Annotated in this window: 14 protein-coding genes; 5 read left to right on the top strand and 9 right to left on the bottom strand. The window is 72.0% G+C overall.

Going from position 1 to position 20645, the window contains the following annotated elements:
• Window positions 1–25: 25 nt before the first annotated feature.
• From AB0D74_RS14740 to AB0D74_RS14710, 7 genes are all read right to left on the bottom strand, one after another.
• Window positions 26–2566 (bottom strand): ATP-binding protein, encoded by a 2541-nt coding sequence (locus tag AB0D74_RS14740; protein WP_362585217.1) that lies wholly within the window; start codon window positions 2564–2566, stop codon window positions 26–28.
• A gap of 1 nt (window position 2567) precedes the next feature.
• Window positions 2568–3251, bottom strand: coding sequence for a response regulator transcription factor (locus tag AB0D74_RS14735; RefSeq protein WP_351494670.1), 684 nt, complete (start codon window positions 3249–3251; stop codon window positions 2568–2570).
• Between the two features lie 8 nt (window positions 3252–3259).
• On the bottom strand, window positions 3260–3892 hold the full coding sequence (locus AB0D74_RS14730) for a potassium-transporting ATPase subunit C (RefSeq protein ID WP_362585212.1): 633 nt from the start codon (window positions 3890–3892) through the stop codon (window positions 3260–3262).
• A gap of 24 nt (window positions 3893–3916) precedes the next feature.
• The gene (gene kdpB, locus AB0D74_RS14725; protein ID WP_362585998.1) at window positions 3917–6007 is read right to left on the bottom strand and encodes a potassium-transporting ATPase subunit KdpB; all 2091 of its coding nucleotides are present in this window, start codon (window positions 6005–6007) and stop codon (window positions 3917–3919) included.
• A gap of 29 nt (window positions 6008–6036) precedes the next feature.
• A complete protein-coding gene (kdpA, locus tag AB0D74_RS14720) occupies window positions 6037–7701 on the bottom strand; it encodes a potassium-transporting ATPase subunit KdpA (RefSeq protein WP_362585209.1) in 1665 nt (554 codons plus the stop codon).
• 7 nt (window positions 7702–7708) lie between these two features.
• Window positions 7709–7798: a K(+)-transporting ATPase subunit F gene (gene kdpF, locus AB0D74_RS14715; protein WP_016434100.1), complete on the bottom strand. Its 90-nt coding sequence runs from the start codon at window positions 7796–7798 to the stop codon at window positions 7709–7711.
• A gap of 298 nt (window positions 7799–8096) precedes the next feature.
• Window positions 8097–9938: an APC family permease gene (locus AB0D74_RS14710; protein ID WP_362585206.1), complete on the bottom strand. Its 1842-nt coding sequence runs from the start codon at window positions 9936–9938 to the stop codon at window positions 8097–8099.
• Window positions 9939–10178: 240 nt separating this feature from the next.
• Between AB0D74_RS14710 and AB0D74_RS14705 the strand changes: the two genes are divergently transcribed.
• Window positions 10179–10679: a hypothetical protein gene (locus AB0D74_RS14705; RefSeq protein ID WP_362585203.1), complete on the top strand. Its 501-nt coding sequence runs from the start codon at window positions 10179–10181 to the stop codon at window positions 10677–10679.
• On the opposite strand, the gene AB0D74_RS14700 is transcribed toward AB0D74_RS14705, so the two are convergent.
• Window positions 10657–12480 carry an NAD(P)-binding protein gene (locus AB0D74_RS14700; protein WP_362585200.1) on the bottom strand — a complete coding sequence of 608 codons (1824 nt, stop codon included), beginning with the start codon at window positions 12478–12480 and terminating at the stop codon, window positions 10657–10659. The genes AB0D74_RS14705 and AB0D74_RS14700 overlap by 23 nt on opposite strands.
• Before the next feature lie 348 nt (window positions 12481–12828).
• Window positions 12829–15327 carry an ATP-binding protein gene (locus AB0D74_RS14695; protein WP_362585197.1) on the bottom strand — a complete coding sequence of 833 codons (2499 nt, stop codon included), beginning with the start codon at window positions 15325–15327 and terminating at the stop codon, window positions 12829–12831.
• A gap of 183 nt (window positions 15328–15510) precedes the next feature.
• Here AB0D74_RS14695 and AB0D74_RS14690 point away from each other — a divergent pair, with 183 nt between their 5' ends.
• The 4 genes from AB0D74_RS14690 (at window position 15511) to AB0D74_RS14675 (ending at window position 20640) form a co-directional block, all read left to right on the top strand.
• Window positions 15511–17070: a Na+/H+ antiporter gene (locus AB0D74_RS14690; RefSeq protein WP_362585995.1), complete on the top strand. Its 1560-nt coding sequence runs from the start codon at window positions 15511–15513 to the stop codon at window positions 17068–17070.
• Window positions 17071–17612: 542 nt separating this feature from the next.
• Window positions 17613–19568, top strand: a complete 1956-nt coding sequence (locus tag AB0D74_RS14685; RefSeq protein WP_362585194.1) for an amino acid transporter — start codon at window positions 17613–17615, stop codon at window positions 19566–19568.
• Between the two features lie 104 nt (window positions 19569–19672).
• Window positions 19673–20194, top strand: a complete 522-nt coding sequence (locus AB0D74_RS14680) for a hypothetical protein (protein WP_362585191.1) — start codon at window positions 19673–19675, stop codon at window positions 20192–20194.
• A gap of 50 nt (window positions 20195–20244) precedes the next feature.
• Window positions 20245–20640 (top strand): helix-turn-helix transcriptional regulator, encoded by a 396-nt coding sequence (locus tag AB0D74_RS14675; RefSeq protein WP_362585188.1) that lies wholly within the window; start codon window positions 20245–20247, stop codon window positions 20638–20640.
• The last annotated feature ends 5 nt before the right edge of the window (window positions 20641–20645 follow it).

The following is a 20645-nucleotide window of genomic DNA, read 5'->3' as shown; positions in this document are numbered from 1 at the left end:
CCGGGCAGCGGCCCGGGTGGCAGCGCTATGAGGTGACAGCAGCGGGCCGGTCCGGCCGTCCCGGTCCGCGGCCCGGTGCGATCGGCAGGGTCAGCACCATGGTGAGGCCGCCGCCGGGGGTGTCCTCGGCGGCCAGCGTGCCGCCCGTCGCCTCGGCGAAGCCCCGGGCCACCGCGAGGCCCAGCCCGACCCCCGCACCGCGTGGTGAGTCGCCGTACCGCTGGAACGGCTCGAAGATGCGGTCCTTGGCCTCGTCGGGGACGCCGGGTCCGCGGTCCACGACGCGCACCTCGACCCGGTCGGCCATGGAACTGGCCTTGACCAGCACGGGGGTCTCCGCGGGGCTGTACTTGACGGCGTTCTCGACCACGTTGGCGACGACCCGCTCCAGGAGCCCCTTGTCGACGTACACCATGGGCAGCGTCTCCGGGATGTCCAGCTCGACGCTGTCCTCGGGGACCCCGCCGAGCGCCATCGGCACCACCTCGTCCAGGTCGGCCTCGCGGACGATGGGCGTGACCGTGCCGGTCTGCAGGCGGGACATGTCGAGGAGGTTGCCGACGAGATGGTCGAGCCGGTCGGCGCCCGCCTCTATGGCCTCCAGGAGCTCCGCCCGGTCCTGTTCGGACCAGTCGACGTCGTCCGAGCGCAGGGAGGACACCGAGGCCTTTATGCCGGCCAGCGGGGTGCGCAGGTCGTGGCTGACGGCGGCCAGCAGGGCGGTGCGGATGCGGTTGCCCTCCGCCAGCTCCTTGGCCTGGTCCGCCTCCTGCTGGAGCCGCTGCCGGTCGAGCACGACGGCCGCCTGCGCGGCGAACGCGGCCAGCACCCGCCGGTCGGAGGCCGGCAGCACCCGGCCGGACAGGGCGAGGGTCATGTGGTCGCCGACCGGCACGTCGACGTCCGCGCGCTCCGGCGTCCGGCAGGGCTGCGGCCCGACGCTGCCGGCGCAGGTCCACGGCGCCACGTCGTCCGCGCGTTCCAGCAGCGCCACCGACTCCATGCCGAACGTCTCCCGCACCCGTTCCAGGAGCGCCTCCAGGCTGGTCTCGCCGCGCAGCACGCTGCCCGCGAGGAAGGACAGGATCTCCGACTCGGCGCGCAGCCGGGTCGCCTGCTGGGTGCGCCGGGCGGCCAGGTCCACCACCGAGGCCACGGACACCGCGACCCCAACGAAGATCGCGATGGCGACGATGTTCTTCGGGTCGGCGATGGTGAGGGTGTGAACGGGCGGGGTGAAGAACCAGTTGAGCAGCAGCGAGCCGGCCATCGCCGAGGTGAGCGCCGGGAGCAGCCCGCCGAGCAGGGCCGCGGCGACCGTCAGGGCGAGGAACAGCAGCATGTCGTTGGCGAGGCCCACCTCCGGTGCCGCCGAGGTCAGCAGCCAGGTGAGCAGCAGCGGCCCGAGCACCCCGGTCAGCCAGCCCCAGATCAGCCGGGACCGGCCGAGCCGCGCCGAACGGCCCAGCGGGAGGCGCCCCTTGCCGGCCTCGCCGTGGGTGATGAGGTGCACGTCGAGGTCGGGTCCTGAGTCCCGGGCGACCGTGGCGCCGACGCCGGGACCGAGGACGTACTGCCAGCTCCGGCGCCGGGAGACGCCGAGGACGATCTGGGTGGCGTTGACCCCGCGCGCGAAGTCGAGGAGCGCGGCCGGGACGTCCTCGCCGACGACGTGGTGGTAGGTGCCGCCGAGGTCCTCGACGAGGGTGCGCTGGACGGCGAGTTCCTTCGGGGAGGCCGAGTTGAGGCCGTCGCTGCGGGAGATGTAGACGGCGAGCACCTCGCCGCCCGCGCCCTTCTCGGCGAGCCGTGCCGCCCGCCGGATGAGGGTCCGCCCCTCCGGGCCGCCGGTCAGGCCGACCACGATGCGCTCCCGCGAACCCCAGATCTTCGAGACCCGGTGCTCGCTGCGGTACGCGTTCAGGTACTCGTCGACCCGGTCCGCCACCCAGAGCAGGGCGAGTTCGCGCAGGGCGGTGAGGTTGCCGGGGCGGAAGTAGTTGGACAGGGCCGCGTCGACCTTGTCCGGCTGGTAGATGTTGCCGTGCGCCATGCGCCGACGCAGCGCCTGGGGCGACATGTCGACCAGCTCGATCTGGTCGGCCCGCCGTACCACCTCGTCGGGCACGGTCTCCTGCTGCCGTACGCCCGTGATGGACTCCACGACGTCGCCGAGGGACTCCAGGTGCTGGATGTTGACCGTCGAGACGACGTCGATCCCGGCGGCCAGCAGCTCCTCCACGTCCTGCCAGCGCTTGGCGTTGCGGGAGCCCGGGATGTTGGTGTGCGGGAGTTCGTCGACGAGGGCGACCTGGGGGCGGCGCGCGAGGACGGCGTCGACGTCCATCTCGGTGAACACCGCGCCCCGGTACTCCAGTTCCCTGCGCGCGATCTCCTCCAGGCCGTGCAGCATCACCTCGGTGCGCGGCCGGTCGTGGTGCTCGACGAACGCCACGACACAGTCGGTGCCGCGCTCGATCCGGCGGTGGGCCTCGGAGAGCATGGCGTAGGTCTTGCCCACGCCGGGTGCCGCGCCGAGGTAGATCCGGAGCCTGCCGCGTGCCATGTCATCCTTCGAAGCGGTAGCCCATGCCGGGCTCGGTGATCAGGTACCTGGGGTGGGAGGGGTCCGCCTCCAGCTTGCGGCGGAGCTGGGCCATGTAGACCCGCAGGTAGTTGGTCTTGCTGCTCTGGGTGACTCCCCACACCTCGCGCAGCAGGTGCTTCTGCGTGACGAGCCGGCCGGGGTTGGTGACCAGGATCTCCAGCAGATGCCACTCGGTGGGGGTGAGCCGTACGTCGTGACCGGCCCGCACCGCCTTCTTGGCGAGCAGGTCGATGGTGAAGTCGGCCGTCTCCACCCGGGTGGTCTCGGGGGCGAGCGGCACGTCCTCGGTGCGGCGGACCGCGGCCCGCAGCCGGGCGAGGAGTTCGTCCATGCTGAACGGTTTGGTGATGTAGTCGTCGGCGCCCGCGTCCAGCGCGGCGACCTTCTCGTCGGAGGCCTGCCGTGCGGACAGCACCAGGATCGGTACGCGGGTCCAGCCGCGCAGCGCCTTGATGACGTCGACCCCGTCCATGTCGGGCAGTCCGAGGTCGAGCATCACCACGTCCGGCTGACGCGCGGCGGCCAGCCGGAGGGCCGTGGCGCCGTCGGGCGCCGCGTCCACTCCGTACTGGCGGGCCTGCATGTTGATCACGAGTGCCCGTACGAGCTGGGGGTCGTCTTCCACGACCAGCACTCGGGTCATCGGTTCCCTCAACTGCCCTTGGTCAGGTCCTTCAGCGCGATGTTGAGTTCGAGGACGTTCACCCGGGGCTCCCCGATGAAGCCGAGGGTGCGGCCCGTGGTGTGGTCCTTGACCAGCTTCTCCACCTGGGCGACGGAGAGGTCGTTCTTCGCCGCGACCCGGTGGACCTGGAGCTCCGCGTACGCCGGGGAGATGTCCGGGTCCAGCCCGGAGCCCGAGGAGGTGACGGCGTCGGCCGGTACCTGGGAGGGCGTGACCGTGTAGCCGGGCACCGAGTTGGCCTTGACGACGGCGGCCTGGGCGTCCTTCACCTGCTTGATGAGGACCTTGTTGTCGGCGGCGAGGTTGGTCGCACCCGAAAGGATCAGCTTGTACCGGGTGTTGACCGAGTTGGTACCGAGGCCGTTCGCCGGACGCCCCTGGAAGTAGTCGAGGCTGTAGCCCTGTTGGCCGATCAGGGACGAGCCGACGACCTTGCCGTCCGCCTTGGTCTCGGAGCCGTTCGCCTTGTTGTGGAACGCGGCCTGGGCGATGCCGGTGACGACCAGCGGGTAGACGACGCCGGTCACCAGGGTCAGCACCAGCAGGGCCCGCAGGCCCGCCCAGAGCAACCGGGCGGTGTTGGTTACGGAGTTGTTCATGGCGATCAGCACGCTTTCAAAAAATTACAGCCCGGGAATGAGGGAGATGAGCAGGTCGATGATCTTGATGCCGATGAACGGGGCGATCAGGCCGCCGAGGCCGTAGATCCCGAGGTTGCGGCGGAGCATCCTGTCCGCGCTGACCGGCCGGTACTGCACGCCCTTCAGGGAGAGCGGCACCAGCGCGATGATGATGAGCGCGTTGAAGATGACGGCCGACAGGATCGCGGAACTGGGCGAGGACAGGTGCATGATGTTGAGCTTGTCCAGGCCCGGGTAGACCACGGCGAACATGGCCGGGATGATCGCGAAGTACTTCGCGACGTCGTTGGCGATGGAGAACGTGGTCAGCGCACCGCGTGTGATCAGCAGCTGCTTGCCGATCTCGACGATCTCGATGAGCTTGGTCGGGTTGGAGTCGAGGTCGACCATGTTGCCGGCCTCCTTGGCGGCCGACGTACCGGTGTTCATCGCCACGCCGACGTCGGCCTGGGCGAGTGCCGGCGCGTCGTTCGTGCCGTCACCGGTCATCGCGACCAGCTTGCCGCCGGCCTGCTCCCGCTTGATGAGGGCCATCTTGTCCTCGGGGGTGGCCTCGGCGAGGAAGTCGTCGACGCCCGCCTCGTCGGCGATCGCCTTGGCGGTCAGCGGGTTGTCACCCGTGATCATGACGGTCTTGATGCCCATGCGGCGCAGTTCCTCGAACCGCTCGCGCATGCCCTCCTTGACGACGTCCTTGAGGTGGATGACGCCCAGGACCCGGGCGCCCCGGTCGTCCTTGACGGCGACGAGCAGTGGCGTTCCACCTGCCTGCGAGATGGCACTGGAGAGGGTATCCGCGTCGTCCGCGACAGTGCCGCCCTCCGCCTGCACCCAGGCGATGACCGAACCGGCCGCGCCCTTGCGGATCTTCCGGCCGTCCACGTCCACACCCGACATGCGGGTCTGGGCGGTGAAGGCGATCCACTCGGCCTGCGCCAGCTCGCCCTGGTGCCGCTCCCGCAGTCCGTACTTCTCCTTCGCCAGGACGACGACGGAGCGTCCCTCGGGTGTCTCGTCGGCCAGCGACGACAGCTGGGCGGCGTCGGCGACCTGGGCCTCGGTGACCCCGCGCACCGGCACGAACTCGGAGGCCTGGCGGTTGCCGAGGGTGATGGTGCCGGTCTTGTCGAGCAGCAGGGTGGAGACGTCACCGGCGGCCTCGACCGCGCGCCCGGACATGGCGAGCACGTTGCGCTGCACCAGCCGGTCCATGCCGGCGATGCCGATCGCGGAGAGCAGCGCGCCGATGGTGGTCGGGATGAGGCAGACCAGGAGGGCGACCAGCACGACCATCGTCAGGTGGGTGCCCGCGTAGTCGGCGAACGGCGGCAGGGTGGCCACGGCCAGCAGGAAGACGATGGTCAGCGAGGCGAGCAGGATGTTCAGCGCGATCTCGTTCGGCGTCTTCTGCCGGGCCGCGCCCTCGACGAGGCTGATCATCCGGTCGATGAAGGTCTCGCCCGGCTTCGTCGTGATCTTGATGACGATCCGGTCGGAGAGCACCTTCGTACCGCCGGTCACGGCGGAGCGGTCGCCGCCGGACTCGCGGATGACGGGGGCCGACTCACCGGTGATCGCCGACTCGTCGACCGAGGCGACGCCCTCGACGACGTCACCGTCACCGGGGATGACGTCACCGGCCTCGCAGACGACCAGGTCACCGATCTTCAGCTCGGTACCGGGGACCTGCTCCTCGGTGGAGCCGGTCAGCCGGCGGGCGACGGTGTCGGTCTTGGCCTTGCGCAGGGTGTCCGCCTGGGCCTTGCCGCGGCCCTCGGCGACCGCCTCCGCGAGGTTGGCGAAGATCACGGTCAGCCAGAGCCAGGCGCTGATGGTCCAGCCGAACCAGTCGCCCGGGTCCTTGAAGGAGAAGACCGTGGTCAGGATCGAGCCGACCCACACCACGAACATCACGGGCGACTTGACCATGACCCGCGGGTCGAGCTTGCGGCAGGCCTCGGGGAGGGACCTGATCAGCTGCTTGGGGTCGAACAGGCCGGCGCCGACGCGTCCTTCGGCGGGCTTGTGCCCGGTCGGCGCGTCCTGGTGGGGCGCAAGGGTGGGTGTGGACATGGTGTCCTCGTGGGCTTCCGTTCGGGTGGTCACGACGCCAGCCCCTCGGCCAGCGGGCCCAGCGCCAGGGCCGGGAAGTAGGTCAGACCGGTGATGATCAGGATCGCGCCGACGAGCAGGCCGGTGAAGAGCGGCTTCTCGGTGCGCAGGGTGCCGGCCGTGGCCGGGACGGGCTTCTGCTCGGCGAGCGAGCCGGCCAGCGCCAGCACGAACACCATCGGCAGGAAGCGGCCGAACAGCATCGCGAGTCCGGTCATGGTGTTGAACCAGTCGGTGTTCGCGTTCAGGCCGGCGAAGGCCGAGCCGTTGTTGTTGGCCGCCGAGGTGAAGGCGTAGAGCACCTCGGAGAACCCGTGCGCGCCCGGGTTGAGCATGGAGTGCGGCGGGGTCGGCAGGGCCATGGAGGCCGCGGTGAAGACGAGCGCGAGCGCCGGGGTGATCAGGATGTAGATCGCCGACAGCTTGATCTCGCGGGCGCCGATCTTCTTGCCCAGGTACTCGGGGGTACGGCCGACCATCAGACCGGCGATGAACACCGCGATGATCGCCATGATCAGGATGCCGTAGAGGCCCGAGCCGGTGCCGCCGGGGGCGATCTCGCCCAGCATCATGCTGAGCATGGTGATGCCGCCGCCCAGGCCGGTGAACGAGGAGTGGAAGGAGTCCACGGCACCGGTCGAGGTGAGCGTGGTCGACACCGCGAAGATCGACGAGCCGCCGATCCCGAAGCGGACCTCCTTGCCCTCGTAGGCACCGCCCGCGAGCCGCAGCGCGCCCTCGTGGTGGGCGAACTCGGTCCACATCATCAGGGCCACGAAGCCCAGCCAGATGGTGAACATCGTGGCGAGGATCGCGTAGCCCTGCCTCACCGAGCCGACCATCACGCCGAAGGTGCGGGTCAGCGCGAACGGGATCAGGAGGATCAGGAAGATCTCGAAGAGGTTGGTGAAGGGCGTCGGGTTCTCGAAGGGGTGGGCGGAGTTGGCGTTGAAGTAACCGCCGCCGTTGGTGCCCAGCTCCTTGATGGCCTCCTGCGAGGCGACCGCCCCGCCGTTCCACTGCTGCGACCCACCCATGAACTGCCCGACCTCGTGGATGCCGGAGAAGTTCTGGATGGCACCGCAGGCGACCAGGATCACCGCGGCGACGACGGCGAACGGCACCAGGATCCGCACGGTGCCACGCACCAGGTCGGACCAGAAGTTGCCGATCTCACCGGTGCGCGAGCGCGCGAACCCGCGCACCAGCGCCACGGCGACGGCGATGCCGACGGCTGCGGAGACGAAGTTCTGCACGGCAAGACCGGCGGTCTGCACGACGTGACCCATGGTCTGCTCGCCGTAGTACGACTGCCAGTTCGTGTTGGTCACGAAGGAGACGGCCGTGTTGAACGACTGCGCCGGGTTGACGGAGGAGAAGTCCAGCGAGCCGGGCAGGATGCCCTGGAGCCGCTGGAGGAGGTAGAGGAAGAGGACGCCGATCAGGGAGAAGGCGAGGACTCCGCGCAGATAGGCGGGCCAGCGCATCTCGGTGTCGGGGTTGGCGCCGATGCCCTTGTAGATCCACTTCTCGACGCGCCAGTGCCGGTCGGAGGTGTAGACCTTGGCCATGTAGTTGCCGAAGGGGATGTAGCAGAGCGCCAGCGCGCCTATGAGCGCGACGAGCTGGAGCACGGCGGCGGTTACGGGACCCATGGGTGTCTCAGAACCTCTCCGGGAAGATCAGGGCGAGGACGAGATAGCCCAGCAGGGCGACGGCCACGACGAGGCCGACGATGTTCTCGGCGGTCACAGCTTCGTCACCCCCTTGGCGACGAGGGCCACCAGCGCGAAACCCGCGAGCACGGTGACGACGAAGGCCAGATCGGCCATCGTGAACTCCTGGATGAGGTTCGGAACGGACTCGGACTGTTAGAGGAAAGCGTCTTTCCGGCCGGATTCAGCCGCCGTTGACGGGTCCCTTACGGCGGTGTTCGCGCCTTTGACGGGACTCTTACGCGGTCGCGACCAACCCGCGACCGGGACGCGCCATTCGGCCGCCGAAACCGGCCTGAACTGGGGGAACGCCGATCCCATGGGCCCCGGAGGCGTCAGGACAGGCGGAAGCGCAGCCGGCAGATCACCGCGTCGGTCTCCTTGCGCACGGCATGCGCGACGACGGCACCGCGCTGGTTCTGCAGCAGCCGCTGCCAGAGCCGCTCCGGCTCGGTCTCCGGGATCAGCACGGTCACCTGGGTGGCCGGCTCGGCCGCGCTCACCTCACGGACGTAGGCGGCGACGGGGCGGCCCAGGGTGCGCCGCTCGCTGGTGAGCCGGACCAGTGGCACGCCGGGGTCCCACGCGGCCCAGGCGCGCTCCAGGGCGTGCAGCTGGGCCCGGTCCTCGGGGTCGGGGTGGCAGACGGTCACGGCCCGCACCTCGTCGCCCAGGGAGGCGGCGGCCGAGAGCGCCTCGGAGGTGAGCCGGGACAGCGACGACACCGGCACGATCACGACCGACCGCTCCCGGTGCGGCGGCTCCGGGATCCGCCCGAGCCCGAGCCGCTCCCCGATCCGCCCGTAGGCACGGTGCACGGCGGCGAAGGCACCGACGAGCAGCGGCAGCATGACCACGACGAGCCAGGCGCCCTCGGTGAACTTGCCGGCGGTGACGACGACGGTGGCGACCCCGGTCAGGACCGCCCCGAACCCGTTGAGCAGCGCCTTCCCGCGCCAGCGGGTCCCCCGCTCCAGCCGCCAGTGCCGCACCATCCCGACCTGGGCGACGGTGAAGCCGACGAAGACCCCGATGGCGAACATCGGCACCAGCGTGTTGGTGTCGCCGCCGGAGAACACCAGCAGCGCGGCCGAGACCACGGCCAGCGCGAGCACACCGTGCCGGTGGACCTGCCGGTCGGCCTTGAGCGCGAAGACGTGCGGCAGGTAGTTGTCCCGGGCGAGCAGCTTCAGCAGCACCGGCAGCCCGCCGAAGGACGTGTTGGCGGACAGCGCCAGCAGGACCATCGTGGCGAACTGGACGACGTAGAAGCCCCAGTTGTGGCCGAGCGAGGCGTCGGCGAGCTGGGCCAGGACGGTCACGCCGGCGACCGGCTGGAGGTGGAACCGGGAGATCAGCACGGACAGCCCGACGAGCATCGCGCCCAGCACCGCGCCCAGGGCGACCTCGGCGTGCTGGGCCCGCCGGACGCGGGGCACCCGGAAGGAGGGCACGGCGTTGGCGATGGCCTCGACGCCGGTGAGGGCGGCGCAACCGGAGGCGAAGGCTTTCAGCAGGAGCAGGGCGCCCACGCCGGAGGCGTTGTCGGCGAGCACCGAGGCATGCCCGGCGGCGGTGACGGTACTGGCCGGGGAGGACCGGAGGAGCCCCGCCACGATCAGCACGAAGATCGACCCGACGAACACCACCGTCGGCACGATGAACGCCTTCGCCGACTCCACGATGCCCCGCAGGTTCACCCCGGTGACCAGCACCAGCACGGCCAGGCACAGCACCAGCCGGTGCGGGTACAGCCCCGGGAAGGCGGAGGTGAGGGCGGCGACCCCGGCGGTGACGGCGACGGCGACGTTCAGCACGTAGTCGAGCACCAGGGAGGCGGCGGCGACCAGGCTGGTCCGTGCGCCGAGGTGGGTCCGGGCCACGGCGTAGGACCCGCCGCCGTCCGGGAAGGCCGCGATGACCTGCCGGTACGAGGCGACGAGCACCGCGAGCAGGGCCGCGATCGCGAGCGTGACGGGCAGCGTGAAGCCGAGCCCGTGCGCACCGGCGGCGGCCAGCACCAGCACGATGGCCTCCGGCCCGTACGCCACCGACGCCATCGCGTCCAGCGACAGCGCGGCGAGGCCGGTCACCGCGGTGAGGCGGTGCCGTTCCCCGGTATCGGGCGGTTCCTCGCCGGCGGGCACGGCCCCCGGTTCGGCGGTCAGTACGGACATCGGGGTGCTCCTTAGCGAACGGGACATACGTCTCGCGCACGGGACACCGCGCGCGACGCGACCAGGTTCTGTCCCGCCCCGACCACCTCCGACAGTCCCTTGCGCGTTCTTCGCGCGGGAGGGTCCGACTTTGACGACTTCTTGACAGGGGTGACTGCAGCGCCCCACCACCGTCAGAGTCCCGTCAAAGACATGCCCCACCTGCTGACGCCGCCCGCCGCCGCTCCCTACCGTCACCCCATGCCGCACTCCGAGGACCCCCGCTGGTCCAAAGACGTCTACGCATCGGCCCGTTGCGCAGGCGCCCTCCTCGCCCTGCTCCTCCTCATCGACTGGGGATCGGGGACGTTCACCTGGTGGCGCGGCACCCTCTGGTGCACCCTCGCCCTGCTCCTCTTCGGCGTCCTCTGCCCCGCCAGGGTCCGTGCCGGCGACGGCTGGCTCACCTCACGCCGGCTGCTGCGCACCCGCAGGGTCCGCACCGACCGCCTGGTCTCCGTCCGCCGCCTGGACGGCATCTCCCCCCGCCTGCTGCTCCGGGACGCCTTCGGCGACCGGCTGGAGATCGACCCCCAGATCCTCGTCGACAACCCCGACCTGTGGCTGCGCGTCGACGCCGGTGCCCGTAGGGCCGCGGCGGCCGGCACCCTGCTCTGCGGCTCGACCGCGCTGACTCGCCTCGGTGAACAGGTCGAGCGCGAGAACGCGCTGGGCGTCTTCAAGGCGTCGGGCCTGGAGTAGCCCGCACCCCCGTCATCAGCACATCGAGGCCGCGCCGCGTGGTGGCCATCACCACCCGGTCCCCGGCCGCCAGCACCCGTCCCTGCGCCGGCCGCCAGTCGAAGGCCGGCTGTCCCGCGGCGGCCCCGCCGACCGGCCCGACCGCCAGCACCCGCCACTCCCGCCGCCGGAACGCCTGGTGCACCGAGCGTCCCTCCAGCTCCGGATGCCCGGCCACGTCCACGCAGGTGAACAGCAGCGAGCCCCGCTCCACGGGCATCACCCCCAGCACGTGGCGCCCCATCATGGCGGCGGCGAACGACGGAGCGGCCAGCGCCGAAACGCTTCTGCTCCGGGTGAGCGCGTCCGGGTAGGACGCCCGCAGCGTGCGCTGGACGGTCGCGGCGAAGGCGTCGTCGTAGAGCCGGGTGACCACTCGTACCCCGGGGTTGGCCTCCCGGACGGTCATGACGATGTCGAGGTTCTGGCCGTCGTCGCGGGTGAGGACGAGCAGGGAGCCGCACTGGCGGACCCGGGCGAGTTCGAGGACGCCGGGGGCGGTGGCGTCCTCCAGGACCAGCGGGACGCCGAGTTCCCGGGCGAGCGCGACGCCCCGGGCGCGCGGGTCCCGCTCGATGGCGACGACCTGGTGGCCGGTGGTGCGCAGCCGGTCCAGCACCCGGGTGCCGACCATGCCGAGGCCGACCAGGACGATGTGGCCGCTGACGTCGTCGTCGGGCGGGTGGTTCACGGAGGCGGTGCGGAACGCCTCGGTGGCGTTCATGGTCGCGGCGACCACCAGCGGCAGCACGGCGAGCCCGACGAAGCCGGCGAGGAGCTGGAGGATGCGCCGGGCGGGCGACTCCTCGGTCGCCGGATCCCCCATGGTGAAGATGTCGAGCAGGGGCAGGTAGAAGTTCTTCCACCAGGGATGCTCGTCCGCGAACAGCGCGGTGGCGGTGGAGAGCGCGACCACGACAGCGGCCAACGAGCCGTACACGGCGGCCAGTTGGCGGGAGCGGAGGACCCGCCACGGCAGGTGGGCGAGCCGGGCCCGCAGCCAGCGCACCGGCCGGAACCGCCGGGCGCGGCGCGCCGGTTCGGCCGCGTCGAGGTGGACGACCTCCTCCAGCATCAGCCGCCCGTGCGTGAACTGCCGGTGGTACGCCGTCCGGTCGTCCGGCAGCAGCAGGGTGCCGTCCTCCCCGGGCGTCTCGGCGCTGTCCTGGCTGGCCGGGTCGTCCTCGTGGGCGCCGGAGAGCACGGCGAGGGTGGCGAGGTCGGCGGCGTGCGTCGGGGTGCCCGCGGGCCGTACGGCACCGCGGAAGACCTTGCCCTCGACCTGGAGGGTGTGGCCGTGCCCCAGGGCCGCCGCCGCGACCAGTTCCGGGACGGCGGTGTCGGCGTCGGAGAGCACGGTGGTGGAGGTGTCCGGCGCGGGGGCGTCGCACAGGCCCGCCGCCCGGTCGAGGAGCCGTTCCAGGTGGCTGCCGCGCTCCCGGTTGAACATCCGCACGACCAGCCGCACGGAGGGGTTGACCGCGCGGGCGACCAGGGCCGCGGTGACGTTGACCTGGTCGTCGCGGTAGGTCAGGGCGAGCGCGGCGGCCCGTGCCACACCGGCCGCGCGCAGGGTGGCCTCGTCCGGGCGGGCCGCGATGTGCAGGTGGACCGCGGACTCCGGGTCGCGGTGCAGGGCGGCGAGCCGGGCGCCGTGCTCGTCGTCGGCGGTCGGCAGGACCACGGTGACGACCTCGCCGCACACGGCGTCCAGTTCGACGGCGAGCCGGTGCGCGAGGCCGTCGTCGCCGCAGATCACCATGTGGCCGGTTCGCTCTCCGGATGCCGCTGGTACGAGCAGAGTTGACGTCACACCAGCCTGAACGGCACCTGCCGTGACGCCGGTTCCGGCCGGACAGGCGCACACCGTTCAAAATTCCGCCAAGAACATGTCAAGCGGCGGGAACGGGGCGGGTATGCCGCCCAGGCGGAACCCGGACCGCGGGGCTGCCGCGGGCCCACGCGACAGGCCACGCCCACCGACCCGCCGTGTCCAGCGCCGCCCCGGTCGGCGAGCGCCACCCCGACCGGCCGCGCCTGCGGCGGAGGCACCGGCCCGGGTCCCGGGCGGGTGGCCCGGAACTCGCTGCGCGGTCTGCTTGTGTGCTGCTCAGGTGACACCGCCGACGCGCTGTGGTGTGCGCAGGGGTCGGGCCCGGTCGGCCAGGGGCAGCGAGACGACCATGGTCAGTCCGCCGCCCGGGGTGTCCTCGGGGGTCAGGGTGCCGTCCATGGCCTCGGTGAGCCCGCGGGCGAGGGCGAGTCCGAGGCCGAGGCCCGTGGTGTTGTCGGTGTCGCCGAGCCGCTGGAAGGGCTCGAAGAGCCGGTCCCGGCCGGTCGCGGGCAGCCCGGGGCCCCGGTCGATGATCCGGAGCTCGGCGCGCCCGGCCAACGCGCTCGCGGTCACCAGCACGGGTGTGCCGGGCGGGCTGTAGCGGGCCGCGTTGCCGACCAGGTTGGCGATCACGCGCTCCAGCAGCGGCGGGTCGGCAAGGAGCGGCGGCAGGTCCTCCGGTTCGCCGTGCACCTCGGCCGCCGGGGTGTCGGCGAGGGCGGCCGGGAGCACCTCCTCCAGGGCGGTGGCCCGCAGGTTGAGGGTGAGGACGCCGGCCTCCAGGCGGCTGAGGTCGAGGAGGTTGTCGACGAGGCGGCTCAGCCGGGCCATGGACTCCTCGGCGGTGGCGAGCAGTTCGTCGCGGTCCTCCGGGGAGAACTCCACCTCCCGGCTGCGCAGCGAGGTGACCGCCGCCCAGCCGGCCGCGAGCGGGGTGCGCAGGTCGTGGCCGACGGCCCGCAGCAGCGCGGTGCGCATCCGGTCGGCGGCGCGCACCGGTTCGACCTCGGCGGCGGCCTGGGCGAGCCGGGCCCGCTCCACCGCCGAGCCGACGTGCGCGGCGAACGCGGCGAGCACCCGCCGCTCGGACGAGGAGGGTGTCCGGCCGCGCAGGACCAGGTGGTTGCCGGGGCCCGCGGGCACGGCGGTGGCGTCGGCGCCGTCCGGCGGTTCGTCGACGAGTTCGGCGGAGTCCATGCCGAAGGTCTCGCGGGTGCGTTCAAGCAGCGCCGGGATGGTCTGGCCGCCGCGCACGATGCTGCCGGCCAGCGACGACATGGTCTCCGCCTCGGCGGTGGCCCGGGCCGCGCGTCTGGACAGCCGCAGCGAGCGGTCGACGACCGCGGCGACGGTGGCGGCCACGACGGCGAACACCCCCAGCGCGAGCAGGGCGTTGGGGTCGTCGAGGGTGAACCGGCCGATCGGCGGGATGAACCAGTAGTTGAGCAGCAGGGACGCGGTGACGGAGGCGATCACGGCGGAGGTCACCCCGCCTATGCAGGCCACGCCGACCACCGCGAGCAGGAACAGCAGGGCCTCGCTGGTCAGGTTGACGGTGCCGCGCACCTGGGCGAGGACGACGGTCAGCAGCACGGGCAGGACGAGCCCCGCGACCGGTCCGGCGATGAGCCTGCCGGTGGAGAGGGTGCGGCGGCGGGACGGCAGCAGGGTGCCGCGGCCGGCCCGCTCGTGCGTCACCCGGTGGACGTCGATGTCGCCGGAGAGCGCGGTGACGACCTCCCCGGTCCCCGGTCCGGTCAGGAAGCGTTCCAGGCGGCCCCGGCGGCTGGTGCCGAGGACCAGCTGGGTGGCGTTCTCGGCGCGCGCGAACTCCACCAGCGCGGTGGCCACGTCATCGCCGACCACCGAGTGGTAGCTGCCGCCGAGGTCCTCGACCAGCCTGCGCTGCCGGGCCAGCGAGGCGTGCGAGACACCGGCGGCCAGGCCGTCGCTGCGGGCCACGTGCACCGCGAGCAGGTCGCCGCCCGCCGACCGGTCGGCGATGCGTGCGGCCCGTCGTACCAGGGTGTCGCCCTCCGGACCGCCGGTCAGCGCGACCACCACCCGCTCGCGGGTCTCCCACACCCCGCCGATGGCGTGTTCGGCGCGGTAGGACTGGAGGGCCTCGTCGACCCGGTCGGCGACCCAGAGCAGGGCCAGCTGGCGCAGGGCGGTGAGGTTGCCGGGGCGGAAGTAGTTGGCGAGGGCCGCGTCGATCTTCTCCGGGGCGTAGATGTTGCCGTGCGCCATCCGGCGGCGCAGGCCCTCCGGCGGGATGTCGACGAACTCGATCTGCTCGGCCCGCCGGACCACCTCGTCGGGCACCGTCTCGTGCTGCGGCACCCCGGTGATCTTCTCGACGACGTCCTTGAGCGAGGCGAGGTGCTGGATGTTGACGGCGGTGATCACATCCGTGCCGGCCGCGAGCAGGTCCTCGATGTCCTGCCAGCGCTTGGGGTGCCGGCCGCCGCCGGGGATGTTGGTGTGCGCGAACTCGTCGACGATCGCCACCTTCGGGCGGCGCGCGAGCACGGCGGCGACGTCCATCTCCTCGAACTCGCCGCCCCGGTAGCCGCAGCGCAGCCGGTCCACGACCGTCAGGCCGTCGGTCATGGCCTCGGTCAGGGGGCGTCCGTGGCACTCCACGAACCCCACCACCACGTCCGCACCCCGGGACGCGCGGCGCCGTGCCTCGTCGAGCATGCGGTAGGTCTTGCCGACCCCCGGGGCGGCCCCGAGGTAGACCTTCAGTCGTCCGCGCGGTACGTCGTTCATCACCTCAAAGACAAGCGCGCCGCGGGGCCCGGGGTCCGGCCTCTTGACGCGTCTCTGGCGCCGCTGACGGGGACGTTGACACTGTCTTGACGGCCCCGGGCCGGGATAGGGTGAACGCGGTGTGCCGGGAAGTCTGGTCGGCCGGGAGTCACAGTGGCTTCCGTCAGGCCCCAGGGGGACGGCATGCGCGGCGTGGGTACGGTTCTGGCACTCGTGGTACTGGCCACGGTGGTGGCGACCTTCGCCCGCCGATGGCGGATTCCCGCCCCCTCCCTCCTCGTGGTCGCGGGCCTCGCCGTGGCCCTGCTGCCGGGCACCCCGACGATCCGGATCAGCCCCGAGGTCATCGGCCTCGTCGTCCTCCCGCCGCTGCTCTACGCCAGCGCGGAGGAACTCTCCTGGCGCGAGCTGCGCGCGGTGTGGAAGCCGGTGAGCGTGCTCGCGGTCGGCCTGGTGCTGGCCTCGGCGGCGGCCGTCGGCGCCGTCGCCTCCCTGGTCACCCCGCTGTCCTGGCGGATGGCGCTGGTGCTCGGCGCGATCCTGGCCAGCACCGACCCGGTCGCGGTGACCGCGCTCGGCCGCCGGCTCGCCCTGCCGCCCAGGGTGCAGATGCTGGTCCAGGCGGAGAGCCTCTTCAACGACGCGACCTCGCTGGTCCTCTACCGGGTCGCGGTGAGTGTCGCGGTGGCCTCGGCGGCGGCGAACTGGGGGTCGGCGGGCGGCGAGTTCCTGCTGCTCGCGGGCGGCGGCACGCTGATCGGCGCACTCGTCGCCGCCGTCGTCACGGTGATCAGGCGACGCACCGAGGACCCGGTCCTGGAGACGGTGATCTCCCTGGTCACGCCGTACGCGGCGTACGTCCTCGCGGAGGCGGCGCACACCTCCGGGGTCACGTCGGTGGTCGTGGCGGGCGTGGTCCTCGGCGGCCGGGGCGAGCGGCTCACCGACGCCCGGATAAGGCTCCAGCTGCACGCCGTCCACGGCACGGTGGTCTTCCTGCTGGAGAGCGTGGTCTTCAGCCTGATAGGGCTCGCGCTGCCCGCCCAGGTGCGGGCGCTGTCCGACGGCGACCGGGCCTGGCCGCTGTACGCGCTGGCGGTGGCCGGCACGCTGATCGCGGTACGGCTGCTGTGGCTGGCGCCGCTGTCGGCGGTGGTGCAGCGCAAGGGCGGCATACAGCGGCCGAACTGGCGGGTTCCGGTGGTGCTGACCTGGGCCGGCACCCGGGGCGTGGTGCCGCTGGCAGCCGCGCTGTCGATCCCGGTGACGGCGAAGGACGGCTCGGCGCTGACCGAACGCCCGCTGGTGCTGGTCCTCACCACGTCGGTCGTGGTCGTCACCCTGGTCGTGCAGGGCTTCTCCCTGGCCTCGGTGGTGCGCCGCTCCGGCATCGCCCTGGAGCCGGACCACACCGAGCGCGAGGAGGCCGCCGCCCGCTGCCGGCTGGCCGACGCGGGCATCCGGCGCCTGGAGGAGCTGTCCGAACTGGAGGCCGTACCGGACGTGGTGCTCGACCGGCTCCGGCGCGGTCTCCACGCCCGTCTCGACGACGCCCGCGACCGCCTCACCGACAGCACCGTCGAGTCGGCCGACCTGGTCTACCGGCAGCTGCGGCGCGACCTGATAGCGGTGGAGGCGGCGGAGCTGCGGCGGCTGTACGACGAGCACACGATCAGCGACACGACCCGCAGGCGGCTCCAGCGGTCCCTGGACCTGGAGGACGCGCGCCTGGCGGACGCGTAGCGCGCTGCGGGCAGGGGCCGGCCCCGGAGCGCCGCGGGCACCGTCCGCTTACCGGCGGCGGGCAGCGCACGGATCCTCCGGTCATCTTCCGGTCGCCTTCCGGTCGTCGCGCTCGTGGACGGCGTACGCGTCGACCGCCTTCCGGGCCGCGGCCCGGGAGGCGGTCGGGGAAGGTGATGGTGCCCGGCCCGCGCCGGAACCCGGTGATGTCGTCCGGCCCGCGCCGGGACTCTCCGGTGATGCGCGGGTCGGCGGGGGCGGCAACGTCTCCGCTCGCGCGGCGATAACGCACGGTGTCCGGATCCCGGCACCCGCCCGCCGTCCCCCGTACAGCCGAACGTCCCCCGACTGCCTCCCGGTCCCCCTTTCTTGATGCGCGACCGCCGCCCGTCAGGGCATTCTTAACGCAAGCTTGACGCCTGGCTCCCTCCGATCCGTGGGCCCACGCGTCACTCTCTGCTTACGCTGGTGCCGCCGTCCGCGTGATGGCCGGAATCGAACTGCGCCGCACCACACCGCGCCGGACACCAGGAGCCGACCCCATGGCCACGACCGAACACCCCCCTCCCAGTCGCCTGCGCGCCTGGATGCTGGAGGGGCTGTCCGACATGGGCAAGGGCGGCGGCCACACCGGCCCCCACGCACAGCCCGAACCCGCGCACGAGGGCCAGCGCTGGTGGCGGGTGATGTGCCTGACCGGTGTCGACTACTTCTCCACCCTCGGCTACCAGCCGGGCATCGCGGCCCTGGCGGCCGGCCTGCTGTCGCCGATCGCGACCATCGTGCTCGTCATAGTCACCCTGGCCGGCGCGCTGCCGGTCTACCGCCGCGTCGCCGAGGAGAGCCCGCACGGCGAGGGCTCCATCGCCATGCTGGAGCGGCTGCTCTCCTTCTGGCAGGGCAAGCTGTTCGTGCTGACCCTGCTCGGCTTCGCCGCCACCGACTTCCTGATCACCATCACCCTGTCGGCCGCGGACGCCTCCACCCACCTGGTGGAGAACCCGCATCTGACCAACACCCTGCACGGCCACCAGATGGTCATCACGCTGTTCCTGGTGGCCCTGCTCGGCGCGGTCTTCCTCAAGGGCTTCCTGGAGGCGATCGGTGTCGCGGTCGCCCTGGTCGGCATCTACCTGGCGCTGAACGTCGTCGTCGTGATCGTCGGCTTCTACCACGTCATCACCGCCGAGCACGTCATCACCGACTGGACCAGCGCCCTCACCCAGGAACACGGCAACGTCTTCGTGATGATCGGCGTCGCCCTGATCGTCTTCCCGAAGCTCGCCCTGGGCCTGTCCGGCTTCGAGACCGGCGTCGCCGTCATGCCGCACGTCAAGGGCGACCCGGAGGACACCGAACAGCGGCCCACCGGCCGGATCCGGGACACCAGGAAGCTGCTCACCACAGCGGCCCTGATCATGAGCTGCTTCCTGATCGCAACCAGCTTCATCACCACGCTGCTGATCCCGGAGCAGGAGTTCAAGTCCGGCGGCAACGCCAACGGCCGCGCGCTCGCCTACCTGGCGCACGAGTACCTCGGCAACGCCTTCGGCACGGTCTACGACGTCTCCACCATCTGCATCCTGTGGTTCGCCGGCGCCTCCGCGATGGCCGGCCTGCTCAACCTGATGCCCCGCTACCTGCCCCGCTACGGCATGGCCCCGCACTGGGCCCGCGCCGTGCGCCCGATGGTCATCGTCTTCACCCTGATCGCCTTCCTGGTGACCTGGATCTTCGACGCCGACGTCGACGCGCAGGGCGGTGCCTACGCCACCGGCGTGCTGGTGCTGATCAGCTCCGCCGCCGTCGCGGTGACCATCGCCGCCCGCAAGGCAGGGCAGCGCAAGTGGACGATCGGGTTCGGGATCATCTCGGCGGTCTTCCTCTACACGACCGTCGTGAACGTCATCGAGCGGCCCGACGGTGTGAAGATCGGTGCCTGCTTCATCGTCGGCATCATCCTCGTCTCGCTGCTCTCCCGCCTCGCCCGCGCCTTCGAGCTGCGCGTGACCAGCGTGGCCCTCGACGACATGGCGGAACGGTTCATCCGTGACATGGCCAGCCGCAAGATGCGGTTCATCGCCAACGAGCCGGACCGGCGCGACAAGGCCGAGTACCGCGACAAGGTCGAGCAGATCCGGGCCGACAACGACATGCCCGAGCAGGAGGACTTCGTCTTCGTCGAGGTGACGGTCACCGACCCCTCCGAGTTCGAGGCGAGCCTGACCGTCCGCGGCGAGGTCCTGCACAACCGCTACCGCGTGCTGACCCTGGAGTCGGCCTCCATCCCCAACGCCCTGGCCGCGCTGCTGCTGCACGTCCGCGACGAGACCGGCTGCATCCCGCACATCTACTTCGAGTGGACCGAGGGCGGCCCGTTCGCCAACTTCCTGCGCTTCTTCCTCTTCGGCCAGGGCGAGGTCGCCCCGGTCACCCGGGAGGTGCTGCGCGAGGCGGAGCCGGACCGCGACCGCCGGCCGCGCGTCCACACGGGCTGAGGGCAGCACCCCGGCGTAAGAATCCCGTCAATAACCGCACGGTCCGCATAAGAACCCTGTCAGCGGTCGCCCCCTCGCCCCCACCGCCCCCTACCGTCGGCCCCATGGAGGACAGAAGACGCGGGATCCGGGCGGCCGGTGACCGCACCTGGCGCGGCAGCGCACACCTGGCCGTCGGCTCTGCCCTCGGCTTCGGCGGGCTGACGTTCGTGGTCGACTGGGACGCCGGCACCCTCACCCCGGCCCGCGCCCTGCTCTGGGTGACCCTGTCCGCCGCGATCCTCGTCATGCTGCTGCCGGCCCGCGTCACGGCGGGCCCCGGCTGGCTGGCCGTCCGCGGCCCGCTCCGCCTCCGTACCGTCCGCACCGACTCCCTCGTCTACGTCGGCCAGTACGGGGACGTCGCCGCGCATCTGGTGCTGCGCGACACCCTGGGCAACCGGCTGGAGTTCGACCCGGGCGTCCTGCACGCCAACCCCCTGCTCTGGCACGAGCTGGACACGGGTGTCCGCCGCTCCCTGGAGCGCGGCACCCTGCGCCGCGGCACCGAGGTGCTGGCCCGGCTCGGCCACGAGATCGACGACACGAACGCACGCGCGGTCCTGGAGGCGTCCGGCCTCACCTGACCGGCGACCCCATGTCCGCGTACCCCGCCACCTGGCCCTATCGTGAGCGCATGCCCTCCTACACGATCGGCCAGGCGGCACGGCTGCTCGGCGTCAGCCCGGACACCGCCCGCCGCTGGGCCGACGCGGGCCGGGTGACCACCCATCGGGACGAGGGCGGCCGGCGGCTCATCGACGGCACGGACCTCGCCGCGTTCTCCGTCGAACTCGCCAAGGCCGGCACCGCCGAGGAGGACGCCTCCTACACCTCGGTCCGCAACGCCTTCCCCGGCATCGTGACCGCCATCAAGCTCGGCGACGTCGCCGCCCAGGTCGAGATCCAGGCCGGCCCGCACCGGCTGGTCTCCCTGCTGACCCGGGAGGCGGTCGAGGAACTCGGCCTGGAGGTCGGTATGGAGGCCACCGCCCGGGTGAAGTCCACGAACGTGCACATCGACCGCGTCTGACGGGG

The sequence above is a fragment of the Streptomyces sp. NPDC048278 genome, from assembly GCF_040652195.1.
Taxonomy (GTDB): Bacteria; Actinomycetota; Actinomycetes; order Streptomycetales; family Streptomycetaceae; genus Streptomyces.
The sequence above is the reverse complement of the archived record's forward strand: the minus strand, read 5'-3'. Positions and strand labels throughout refer to the sequence as shown.